Raw genomic sequence first — 11,391 nt, forward strand, 5'->3', positions numbered from 1 at the left:
GGCCTGGCAGCATGGCGGTCGGACGAGAGCAATGGGGTAGCCGAGCCGGCTTCCTGGCCGCGGTGGGCTCGGCGGTCGGTCTGGGCAACATGTGGCGTTTTGAGGCCGGAGGCGCCGCGCTAGCCCCCTTACCACTGCCGGCCGCTGGGAGGGGCGCCCATGGGGGGGGTGGCGCCGCCGGCTGGCCGGCCTGCTTTCTTGTGGGCGCCGAGCATTTCCTTGCACGGGGGGGTCAGCTTCTCCTCGTGCTCGCTCAAGCAGGCCCAGGCTTCCTGCCGGGTCGGCGCCTCGGGACAGAAGTGGGCACGGTCGGCGCTGCAGGCGTCGGCCGTCCGCCGCATCCGGCGGGCGGCGCTGGTGGCGAACTGCTCCTGGCATACGCTGTTGAGATCGGATTCGTGCGACCTGAGGCACCGGATCGCTCGAGGAGCGTGCTTGATCGGATCGATCCCGCTGCACAGCTTGTTGTAATCCGACTGGCAGGCCGGAAAAGCCACCAAGAAGGAGACGTCTTTGGCTCCCTGCGGGTCGTCGCCCAAGGCCGAAGCCCCTCCGCAACCCAGGGCAAGGCCTGAAGCGAGCAGCAGCGCGAGCCAACGCTCGAGCCCGAGTTTCGGTCCTGTCGCAGGGATCGCAGTCGGCGTCATGGGATCGGCCTGGTCTTGCGCAGCACGCAGGGCGGCGGGCCCGCGGCTGGGCAGCCATGTAGCCGTGGCCGCCCCCCTTCGCAAGCTAGGGGCCCGTAGACGATCGCACATCGTGGTCGTAGTCGTAGTCGTGATCGTGATCGTGATCGTGATCGTGATCGTGGTCGTAGCCGTGGTCGTAGTCGCGGCCGTAGCCGGTACAAGGCAGCCTAACCAGTGACTGACACGTCCTCGGTGCCACGTTTGCTGCCGAGACCGGCGAGTCCAAGCAACTGATCGTCCGCATCGTTGAGATGCTCACCAAGCTCTGCCGATAGTCACGGTCACGAGTGGGATCCGGCTACGGCTGCGACTACGATCACGACCACGACTACGACTACGATCACGATCACGACCACGACTACGATCACGATCACGATCACGATCACGGCTACGACTACGACCACGACTGCGACCGGCGCGCGTTGCCCCCGGGCGGTGGGGCGGTAGGCTTGTCGTGGATAGTCGTTCAGGCCCCTGGAAGTCCCGATGCCGCGCCGTAGACGCACCAGTCGACATGAGCGGGTGTGGAACCCGCAGGGCCGGCGGCACTACCGGCGCAGCTATTCGCTGGCGGAGCTACCCTATGGGCTCAGCGTCCTGGTCGGCCTGGCATGTGTGGCCCTGTGGGTTGCCTGGATGGGCGCCCATCCCGACCCGGGGTTGTTCGCCAACAGCGAGGATCTGCTCGATCCGGGCACGCCCGAGCCCGACCGGGGCGCGCTGCCTGAAGGGCTCGCGGCCGCGGGCTGGCGCGAGCACGCCCTGTCCAGGTTCGACGCGAGCAATCTGTACGAGAAGATCAACGGGCGGGCGGACTATTTCAAGTCGCGCGGTTTCGTGGAGCTCACCTACCTGACGCTGCTCGGCGAGCAGGACCGGGGCTTGGCGGTCGACATCGAGTTTTACGACATGGGCGAGCCCGGCAACGCCCTCGGCACCTATTCCAGCGAAAAGGCTCCGGAAATCGAGCCGCAGCGCGCGGGAGGCAGCCTGTGGCACCTGGAGCGCAACGCGCTGTTCTTGACCAAGGGACGCTACTACCTGCGCGCGATCGGCTCGGACGAAGGCGAGGCGGTGCAGGCACAACTGCGCCACCTGCAAAAAACAGTGCAGACCGGTCTGAGCGGCGATGCAGCGCTGCCCTGGGGCCACAGGCTGTTCAGCGAAGGGCTCGGGATCGGCGTGGGCAAGCTGAGCTTCCACAAGGAGAACGCCTTTTCGTTTGCGTTTGCACGCCGGGTGTATTCGGCGCTGCTCGACGACGGCGAAACCGAGCTCTTCGTCGCCGCCGCCGGGGACGAGCAGGCCGCTCGGGAGCTGGCCGAGCGCTTCATGCAGGGCTTTGTGAGCTACGGGGACAGGACGGGCAGCGCCGATGACGCGTGGGTCAAGGACCGCTATCTCGGCAACGTGTCGGCGGCCCGCAGCGCCGGGCCCGTGGTGTACGGGATACGCGCAGCCGGCGACGCCGAAGCCGCGCGGGCTGCGCTGGCGCGCCTGCGCGACGCGGTCGAGACGCTGTCGCCCGGGCTCTTGGCGCAGGCGCAGAAGGACCCTACAAAGACACAGGCGCCCCGGGAGCCCGCCTCGCAGAGGTCCCAGCAGCCTGATCCAGCCGAGCCACCACAAATCCAGGAGCCCCCACGGACGCCCGAGCCCCCGCAAATGCCCGAGCACTGATGAGCCACGTGGATGACTAGCACCAGCCAGAAGCGCGAAAGCAGGAAGCGAGGACGCAAAAGGCGTGCGAGGAACGGGGACACGGAACCCGACGCCGAGGGGCTCGAAGCGCTCGCAGCCCACCGGGGGCAAGAGCGGCGCCGCTTCCTGCAGCAGGCAGGCGCGGTTGCGGGCTTGGCCGCGGCCTCGGGCCTGGCCGCGTTTCGGCTCCACGATCCGGACGGCGAGCGTGGCAAACCGCGCGAGCGGACGCTCAGCCTGCCCGAGGGCGGCTACGCGGTCGAGGCTTCGCCGCGCTATCCGCTGCTCGGCGTGGCGCGCGGCGAGCAGTTCGAGGCCCTGGTTCGGGGCGCGGTGGATGCCATCGGCGGAATCGAGCGCTTCGTGGCACGCGGCGATGTCGTGCTGGTCAAGCCCAACGTCGCGTTCGAACGGGCGGCGCCGCTCGGAGCAACCACCCACCCGCAGGTGCTGTCCGCCCTGGTACGCCTCGTGCTCGAGGCCGGAGCCGGCGAGGTCCGGGTCGCGGACAACCCGATCGAGGCGCCGGAGGCTTGTTTCGCGCGCACCGGCCTGCGCGCGGCAGCGCTCGAATCCGGTGCTCGGGTCTATCTGCCCGCGAGCGCGGATTTCCGCCTGCTGCACACACCCGGGGCGAGCCTGATAGAACGCTGGCCGTTCTTCTACCGGCCCTTCTTGGGCGCCGACAAGGTCATCGGCGTCGCGCCGGTCAAGGACCACAACCTGTGCCGGGCCTCGATGACCACCAAGAACTGGTATGGGCTGCTTGGGGGACGACGAAACCAGTTCCACCAAGACATCCACACCATCATCGCGGATCTGGCGCTGCTCGTGCGCCCCACGTTCGTGCTGCTGGACGGCACGCGGGTGCTGTTTCGCAGCGGTCCTACCGGCGGCAGTCTCTCGGACGTCAAGTTCGGGCACACGGTCGTGGCATCGACCGATTCGCTGGCCGCGGACGCCTTTGGCTGGGATGAGCTGCTCGAGCGCAGCGCCGAGCCCTTGCCGGCCTACTTCGACAAAGCCCGAGAGCGCAAGCTCGGCAACCCGGACTGGCGCTCGCTTCGGCTCAAAGAGGTGCAGGTCGGATGAAGAGGCTGCCCATCGTACACGCGAGGAACCGCGGGTCTCAAGCCAACCGCGGGTCTCAAGCCAACCGCTGGTTTCCATCCAACCGCTGGTTTCCATCCAACCGCGATGGCTCCCCCTGGATCGCGCGGGCGCTGCGCATCACCAACGTGCGCATCGCCGCGCAGATCTTCTTTTTCGCGCTTTTCGTGTTCCTGCTTTGGTGTACCTGGTTCAGCCGGCTGGGCGGCTACCCGGTGTCGCTTTTTCTCGAGCTCGACCCGCTCGTGGGCTTTGCCACGGCTCTTTCCACGAGCACGGTATACCGCTGGCTGTGGCGCGGCCTGTTCGTGCTCGTACCCACGCTCCTGCTGGGGCGCGTGTTCTGCAACTGGATGTGCCCGTACGGAACCTTGCACCAGTTCATCGGGTTCGTTTTCAACATCCGCACCAACGCCCAGGACATCGAGGCGAATCGCTACCGCCCGAGCTACCAGCTCAAGTACATCGTCTTGGCCGTGTTCGTGGTGCTGGCCTTGTTTGGCTCGCTGCAGATCGGTCTGCTCGATCCGATTTGCCTGCTTGTGCGCAGCTTCACCGTGGCCCTGATGCCCGCGCTCGACGCGGGCACGCTCGAGCTCGCCGAGCGCATGCAGGCCCAGGGGCTCGATCCAGAGCTCAGCCTGCTCTTGTTCGCTCCGGGCGCGCCCGATGCGCGGGTTTTTGCCGGAGCCTGGTTCGCGGGCTTGTTGCTGCTCGGGTTGGTGGGGATGAACCTGGTCGTACCGCGCTTTTTCTGCCGCGTGCTCTGCCCCTTGGGAGCTTTCCTGGGCGTCTTGTCGCGCTGGTCGCTCTGGCGCATCGATCGGGACCCGACCAAGTGCACCGACTGCGATCTGTGCCTCAAATCCTGCGAAGGCGCAGCCGATCCCCAAGCCGCGCTGCGCAAGAGCGAGTGCTTCGTCTGCTTCAACTGCATCGACGACTGCCCCGAGGACGCCCTGTCCTTCAAGCGCGCTCCCTTGCCGATCCAGGATCGCATCGTGGGCTCGCTGCGCCACGGCACGGCCAGGCTCTTCGGTCGCAAGCTGATCAGCAAGATCCCCGAGACCGAGCTGCGCGCACCGCAGGTGGCGCGCCGCCGCTGGGTGTTCGCTTCGCTCGCAGGCGTGCTCGCCTATCCCTTCTTGCGCCTGAGCAAGGCCGTCAACAAGCGCGGCTTCGACGAAAAGGCCATCAGGCCGCCGGGCTCGGTCGCCGAAGAGGAGTTCCTCGAGCGCTGCATCAAGTGCGACCAGTGCATCAACGTGTGCCCGACCAATGTGCTGCAGCCGAGCACCCTGGCCGAAGCGGGGCTCGAAGGCCTGTGGACACCGGTCATGGATTTCTCGGTCGGCTTTTGCCAGCTCAACTGCACCCTGTGCAGCGAGGTCTGCCCCACCGGCGCGATCCAAAAAACCTCGATCGAACGCAAGCTCGGCCTCAAGGAGCACAAGGACACCGGTCCAGTACGGGTCGGCACTGCGTTCTTCAACCGGGGACGCTGCCTGCCCTGGTCGATGGAAACGCCCTGCGTGGTTTGCGAGGAAGTGTGTCCGGTCACCCCCAAGGCCATCGGCACCTACGACGTGGACATCACGCGCTGGGACGGCAGCAAGGTGACGCTGAACCGACCCTACATGCGGCCCGAGCTGTGCATCGGATGCGGCATCTGCGAGCACGAGTGCCCGGTCCTGGACGATGCCGCGGTCTACGTGACCGCGATCGGAGAAAGCCGCGACGCCAATCGGTCGCTGCTGCTCAAGGCAGCGCGCAAGACATGACGCCGATATGAGCCTGCCTGCCAAGCGCGACCCGGCGAATTCTGATACCCTCGAGGCGCGAGCTACGCACGCGCCTAGCGCAGCGGCTCGGATGGCCGATGCGCTGCGAGTCAGGCCTTCAAGGGATCTTAAGACTGGACCGAGTAGCAGGATCTAGTGAAGGAGGAGAGGATGCCTTCGAACAAGGAACTCACCCGCCGAGATGTGCTGGCGCTAGGTAGCTCGGCGGCCTCGGCTGCCCTGCTGGGTCCGGCGCTCGCGCCGGCCGCTGCGCTCGCTCAGGACAAGACCATGCCGCAGGTAGCGCGCAGGACCCTGGGCAAGACCGGCAAGAAGGTTCCGATCCTGCTGCTCGGCGGCGCGGTCGGCTTCGATCTGCGCTTCGATCCCAAGATCGCCGAAGCCCTGCGCTTCGGTGTGAACTACATCGACGCGGCCGACTGCTACAACGGTGGCACGTGCGAGCCGGCCGTGGCCAGCTTCCACAAGCGCATTCGGGGTCGAGACAAACTTTGGATTACCTCCAAGAGCGACGAGCACGACCCCCGCGGCTTCGAAGCCACGCTGGGCACCAGCCTCAAGAAGCTCGAAACGAGCTACATCGACCTCTATTTTCTCCACAACCTCGAAGATCCCAAGTACCTGAACGAGGATCTGCGCAAGGTCGTCGCGCGGGCCAAGCAGGCGGGTAGGCTTCGGCATTTCGGCTTTTCCTGCCACTCGTCCAACGTACCGGAGCTGTTGCAGCTTGCAGCCAAGACCCCCTGGGTCGAGGCCGTGATGTTCCGCTACAACTTCCGCAAGTACGGCGACAAGGAGCTCAATCGAGCCATCGATGCCGCGTACAAGGCCAACGTGGGCTTGATCGCGATGAAGACGCAGGGCTCGGAAGCGGGCATTCGCGACGCCTGGAAGAAGTTCCAGAAAAAAGGCAAGTGGACCAAGCACCAGGCGGTGCTCAAGGCGGTGTGGGCCGACAGACGCATAGCAGCTGCGGTTTCGCACATGGACAACTTCGAAAAGCTACGCCAAAACATCGCCGCCGCGCTCGACAAGCAGTCGCTCACGCAGGCCGAATGGCAGGAGCTCGACCGCTACGCCGCGGCCACCCGCTCGTTGGCTTGCGATGGCTGCGACCACATCTGCGGCAGCGCGGTCGCGGCCCCGGTACGCATCGCGGATACCATGCGCTTCGTCATGTACCACGACGTGTATGGCGAGCCGGAAAAGGCCCGCGCTCTGTTCGCCAAGCTGCCCGCGCAAGCTCGCAACCTGGCCCAGGTGGACTTCGCACCAGCCAACCGCGCCTGCCCCTACGGCATCGACGTCGCGGCTCACATGAAACGGGCGCTTCACGTGCTTGCCGGGTAGGGGATGGGTTCAAGGCGCGGGAAACACCCCGCCGAGGTCGATCGATAGCCCGGGAAAGAGCGTGGGCGTGAATACGGCCCTGGCGTTGAAGACTCCCTTCAGCGCATAGGCGCCCTGCTGCAGTAGGTGCTCGGACAGCGTGCGTTCGCCGGGATCCACCAGCCAGTAGTGCGCGACTCCGTAACGCGCATAGAGCTGGCGCTTGACGCCGCGGTCGCGCTCTGCAGTGCTTTTCGACAGGATCTCGACCACCAGATCGGGGGCGGCCACGATGCCGTGCTCGCGTACGATCGGCAGCCGCGGGCGTGAAACGTACAGCAGATCGGGTTGAACCACCGTGGTGTCGGTCAGGATCACGTCCACGGGAGCGTAGAGCACCTCGCCGAGCCCGTGCTGCTCTACGTAGCTGTGCAGAACGAGCTCCAGGTTGCGTGAGATGCGTTGATGTACGATCCGAGGTGCGGGCGTCACGTAGACCTCCCCCTCGAACAGCTCGTAGCGGCGGCCATCGTCGGGCATGCCGCACAAGTCCGCGTAGGTCAGGATCACCCGGGATGGGGCGGGCTCGCTTGCCATGCCGTGAGTATCCCCTCCGATCGGAAACGGTGCAAATGCGGCGAGCTCGCCTTCAGGCGTTTACGAACGCGACGCAGGCCGCGCCCCATGAATGCGCAAGCCTTTCGCAAAACCTTGCATCCCGGATGTGGTACAGAGCGGGATCGGCTCGCACTATCCGGGGGCCGATTTTTCTTGGATCACCTGCAATGAACATCAGCCGCTCACCATTCCGGTCGCTCCTGCACGCGCTCGCCTCGGTCCTTTTGCTCCTTTCGTGCCGGGCACCCAGGCAGCCCGATCCGAAGCCCCTGGCATCGTGGCGAAACGTGGCCCCGGGGATCTGGACCGCTTCGTTCGGAAGCATGCAGGGCGAGCTGCGTTATACCGAGCTGGCCGCTGCGCCACCGAAGCGCGAGGCCCTGCGCCAGCTGTCCGCGCCCGAGTTTCCGTTCGCGCCGGGCGAGATCACCCATGTCGCCACGCCGGACGCCGGGATCGTGGTTCGGATTGCTGCCGATCCCGATGAAAGGCTCTACGGCTTCGGTCTGCAGCTCGACGGGGTCAAGCAATCGCAGCGCGTCCTGACCCTGAACGTAGACCACTGGGGCACGGGCGGCGGCCGCACGCACGCCCCGGTGCCCTTCTATGTCTCCAGCAAAGGCTACGGCGTCTTCTTCAACACCGCCCGCTTCTTGAAGATCTATAGTCAAGTCGGAAACCGCAAGGACTCGCCCAACACGCCGCTCGAAGTCGACCGCAATCCACCCCCGAATGAGAAGCAATCCGGTGCCTGGCAAGCGCTGCCGCCGGGGGATGCTGTCGAAGCTCGAATCGACGGCAAGGGGCTCGAGCTGATGGTTTTTGCGGGAGATTCGATTCTGGACATCGTCCGCCGCTACAACCTGTACAGCGGCGGTGGGGCCTTGCCGCCGCTTTGGGGCCTAGGATTCTGGCACCGGGTTCATGCCCATTTCGACGCCGACCAGACCCGCCGGGAGCTGAAGGAGTTCGAGGACAGGGATTTTCCCCTTGACGTCGTAGGGCTCGAGCCTGGGTGGATGTCCAAGTCCTATCCCTGCACTTACGAGTGGCAGCAGAAACGCTTTCCGGATCCCGCGAAGTTTTCGCGTGAGCTGCTGGCCAAGGGAATCCGTCTGAATCTCTGGGAAAACCCCTACATCTCCAAACACAGCCGCATCTACGACAAGATGTACCCGCTTTCGGGATCTCACCTCGTCTGGCTTGGAATTGTTCCCGACTACACGTTGCCCGAGGCCCGCCGGCTGCTGACGGACCAGCATTACCAGGATCACATCCGTATCGGCATCAGCGGCTACAAGATCGATGAGGTCGACGGATACGACTTCTGGCTGTGGCCCGACCACGCGACGTTCCCGTCGGGGATTTCGGGTGAGACCATGCGCCAAGCCTACGGCCTGATCATGCAGCGGATGCTCTACCAGGACCTGTTCAAGCAGCGCAACGTGCGGACCTACGGTCTGGTCCGCGGCAGCAACGGCGGAGCCTCGGGCTACCCCTTCGTCGTCTACAGCGACGCTTATCGCCATGGCCAGTACATCACCGGCCTTTCCACGGCCAGCCTCGGCGGCATCCTGTGGACACCGGAAGTGCGCTCCGCCGCCAACAGCCGCGAATGGCTGAACAGGCTGCAAACCGTTTGCTTTTCACCCATGGCCATGCTCAACGCCTGGGCGTCGGGCAAGAAACCCTGGAGCTACAGCCAGGCGACGGACGCGGTTCGCAACGTGATCAAACTGCGCATGCGTTTGCTGCCTTATCTCTACAGCGCTTTCGCCGACTACCACTTCAAAGGTATTCCTCCGATTCGGGCGATGATCCTAGAAGACGGATTCGAGCTGCCCGAGACTCGGGACATCCAACACGATCCGAGCCAAGAAGACGAGCCTTACCCTATGAAGAAGGTCGCTGATATGGTGGACCAGTTCATGTTTGGACCGTCCATGCTGGTGGCACCGTTTTACGAAAACAACGCGATCACGCGTCAAGTTCGGCTTCCGGCAGGCGATTGGTACGATTTCTACACCGGAAAGTTCGCCGGCAACAACCAATCCATCACGGTGACCGCCGAGGATCTGGGGGATCGCATACCGCTGTTCGCGAAGGCTGGCGCGGTGATTCCGATGCTGACCGAGGCGGTAAACCAAACCGAAGACGCCTACGGCCATCCGCTGGAAGTGCGCTTCTACGGCAAGATTCGGGGGAAATTTTCACTCTATGAAGACGACGGCAAGACGTTCGACTACGAGCAGGGCCGCTACCGCACCCGGCATCTCACGGTGAGCGAAGAGCGGCCCGGCCAGTTCAAGCTGAGGGAAGAAGCCACGAACGAGAGCGGACCGATCCTCTTCGGTCCCATAGACAAGCTCGTGGTCATGACCAAGTAGGCCGCTAATGAACGGGAGGCATCATCCCGCCGGCGCCGGCGGCGCAAATGACGTCGTGCGTGCCCGGATACAGCATGCAGCTCGGATGCATGCCGCGGCAGCTCGCACAGGGACACTGCGTGCAGCCCACGCCGGGAACAAAGGCCGTGCACATTCCGTCGACACAGACTTCGGAAGTGGCGCAGGGCAGGACCGGCACGGTCTCCATGACGCAGGCGCCGCAGTGAAGAGGATCGGTGTCGAAGTCGACGCAACCCCGATTGCAGGCTCTCTTGCCCGGCGGACAGGGACCGGGTTGGCATTGCCCGTTGGCGCACTTCTGGCCCATGGGACAAGCGATGCCCGGTTGGCCGCAGTTGGCGGCATCCGCCATCAGATCGTGGCACACGCGACCCACGCGCGTGAGACCCGGCCGGCAGTCGCATGCGCCGTTCAGGCAGTACTCGCGCGTGTTGCAGACGTTGCCGGGCATGCCGCAGTTCATGGGGTCACGCGTCAGGTCGAGGCACTGGCGCATGTGCACGACGAACGGTGCCAGGCACATGCAGCGGCCGGACTGACACACTCGGCCCGCGCCGCAGACGTGCGGACACGAGCCGCAGTGACGCGGATCGCTGCTCAAGTCCGCGCAGCGACCGCCGCACACCACGTTGTTCGGGACATTGCACTCGCAGCTACCGGCGGCGCAGTGACCGCCTTCGGGGCACTTGGCACCGCAGCGGCCGCAGTGGCGGTTATCGGTCTGGACGTCCACGCACCTGCCCTGGCAGGCTCGCTGTCCCTGGGGGCAGTGGCACTTGCCTGCCATGCACGTCGCGCCCTCGGCGCAGCGGTGACCGCAGGCGCCGCAGTTGAGTGGATCCGTCATGCGGTCCGCGCTGCATCCCGCGGGCATCATCATGACGTTGCAGCGCGTTTTGGGCGGCTGACACCGGCAGCGGCCGGAAACGCACTCTTCACCCGGCAGGCAGTGCCTTCCGCAGCCACCGCAGGCTCTGGCATCGCTCGAGACGTCCACGCAGCGCTTGGCGCACGCCACCTGTCCGGGTGGGCAGGCGCAGGCTCCAGCCACACAGGCAGCGCCTTCGGGACACTTCTTCTTGCAGCCGCCGCAGTGATGCGGGTCCGAGGTCACGTCCGCGCACGCCTTGGCGCACAGCTTCGTCCCCGGGCCGCACATGCAGCTGCCTGCGCTGCAGACTCCGGCTGGGCCGCAGGAGTTGTCACAATGCCCGCAGTGCGCGTGCGATGTGGTGAGATCGACGCACTGGTGGCCGCAAGCCATCTGTGGGGTTACGCACTGAGGCGGCGGACCGACCTGCCCCCCAACCGGGGGACCGCCGGTGCCCCCGCCGTGGGGACCGGCGGTGCCAGCTGCCGCGCCGCCCCCGGCCTGGCCCGAGCCGGCATCACCACCGTGCCCCGCCAGCGCACCCGGTGCTGGCGGCTCGCCGCCGCAAGCGCACCAAAGCAGCGGACCGCAACACACCAGAAGCGACAAACATCGAGAAAGCATGGAGACCTCGCTGCCGGCAAGTCTAGGGCCACCCGCGGCGGTTAGGAAGTCCAGTGCGGCGAGGAATGCGCGGGAGCCGGCCATCCCGCTTCTTACCACGCCCGATGCGACCGCAGACGGCCTCCTTGCACCCGGCACGGGTGTCGACTTTCGGGAACTATGCACGCATATCGGATTTCTGGGTATGCCGGTCAGGGGGCTTGCCCGGCTTTACCTAACTTCACACTCGGGAAAGCAGA

10 protein-coding genes are annotated in these 11,391 nt (G+C 65.6%); 6 read left to right on the top strand and 4 right to left on the bottom strand.

The features are described from left to right. Window positions 1–128: 128 nt before the first annotated feature. The gene (locus MJD61_09665; protein ID MCG8555537.1) at window positions 129–647 is read right to left on the bottom strand and encodes a hypothetical protein; all 519 of its coding nucleotides are present in this window, start codon (window positions 645–647) and stop codon (window positions 129–131) included. A gap of 64 nt (window positions 648–711) precedes the next feature. Here MJD61_09665 and MJD61_09670 point away from each other — a divergent pair, with 64 nt between their 5' ends. Next, a complete protein-coding gene (locus MJD61_09670; protein MCG8555538.1) occupies window positions 712–867 on the top strand; it encodes a hypothetical protein in 156 nt (51 codons plus the stop codon). A gap of 103 nt (window positions 868–970) precedes the next feature. Here the strand turns inward: MJD61_09670 and MJD61_09675 are convergent, their stop codons facing one another. Continuing rightward, window positions 971–1,195 (bottom strand): hypothetical protein, encoded by a 225-nt coding sequence (locus MJD61_09675; GenBank protein ID MCG8555539.1) that lies wholly within the window; start codon window positions 1,193–1,195, stop codon window positions 971–973. A 16-nt stretch (window positions 1,196–1,211) separates the two neighbouring features. Here MJD61_09675 and MJD61_09680 point away from each other — a divergent pair, with 16 nt between their 5' ends. The 4 genes from MJD61_09680 to MJD61_09695 all read left to right on the top strand — a co-directional run bounded on the left by MJD61_09680 (window position 1,212) and on the right by MJD61_09695 (window position 6,652). Beyond that, window positions 1,212–2,369 (top strand): hypothetical protein, encoded by a 1,158-nt coding sequence (locus tag MJD61_09680; GenBank protein ID MCG8555540.1) that lies wholly within the window; start codon window positions 1,212–1,214, stop codon window positions 2,367–2,369. A gap of 12 nt (window positions 2,370–2,381) precedes the next feature. After that, the gene (locus MJD61_09685; protein MCG8555541.1) at window positions 2,382–3,482 is read left to right on the top strand and encodes a DUF362 domain-containing protein; all 1,101 of its coding nucleotides are present in this window, start codon (window positions 2,382–2,384) and stop codon (window positions 3,480–3,482) included. Continuing rightward, window positions 3,479–5,281 (top strand): 4Fe-4S dicluster domain-containing protein, encoded by a 1,803-nt coding sequence (locus MJD61_09690; protein ID MCG8555542.1) that lies wholly within the window; start codon window positions 3,479–3,481, stop codon window positions 5,279–5,281. The genes MJD61_09685 and MJD61_09690 overlap by 4 nt, the downstream gene beginning before the upstream one ends. 171 nt (window positions 5,282–5,452) lie before the next feature. Next, the gene (locus tag MJD61_09695) at window positions 5,453–6,652 is read left to right on the top strand and encodes an aldo/keto reductase (protein ID MCG8555543.1); all 1,200 of its coding nucleotides are present in this window, start codon (window positions 5,453–5,455) and stop codon (window positions 6,650–6,652) included. 9 nt (window positions 6,653–6,661) lie between these two features. Here the strand turns inward: MJD61_09695 and MJD61_09700 are convergent, their stop codons facing one another. Next, window positions 6,662–7,228 (bottom strand): Uma2 family endonuclease, encoded by a 567-nt coding sequence (locus tag MJD61_09700; GenBank protein ID MCG8555544.1) that lies wholly within the window; start codon window positions 7,226–7,228, stop codon window positions 6,662–6,664. Between the two features lie 188 nt (window positions 7,229–7,416). Here MJD61_09700 and MJD61_09705 point away from each other — a divergent pair, with 188 nt between their 5' ends. Next, window positions 7,417–9,636, top strand: a complete 2,220-nt coding sequence (locus MJD61_09705) for a DUF5110 domain-containing protein (GenBank protein ID MCG8555545.1) — start codon at window positions 7,417–7,419, stop codon at window positions 9,634–9,636. Window positions 9,637–9,640: 4 nt separating this feature from the next. Here the strand turns inward: MJD61_09705 and MJD61_09710 are convergent, their stop codons facing one another. After that, window positions 9,641–11,236 (bottom strand): hypothetical protein, encoded by a 1,596-nt coding sequence (locus tag MJD61_09710; GenBank protein ID MCG8555546.1) that lies wholly within the window; start codon window positions 11,234–11,236, stop codon window positions 9,641–9,643. Window positions 11,237–11,391: the final 155 nt, after the last annotated feature.

It is taken from the genome of Pseudomonadota bacterium (assembly GCA_022361155.1).
Taxonomy (GTDB): Bacteria; Myxococcota_A; Polyangia; order Polyangiales; family JAKSBK01; genus JAKSBK01.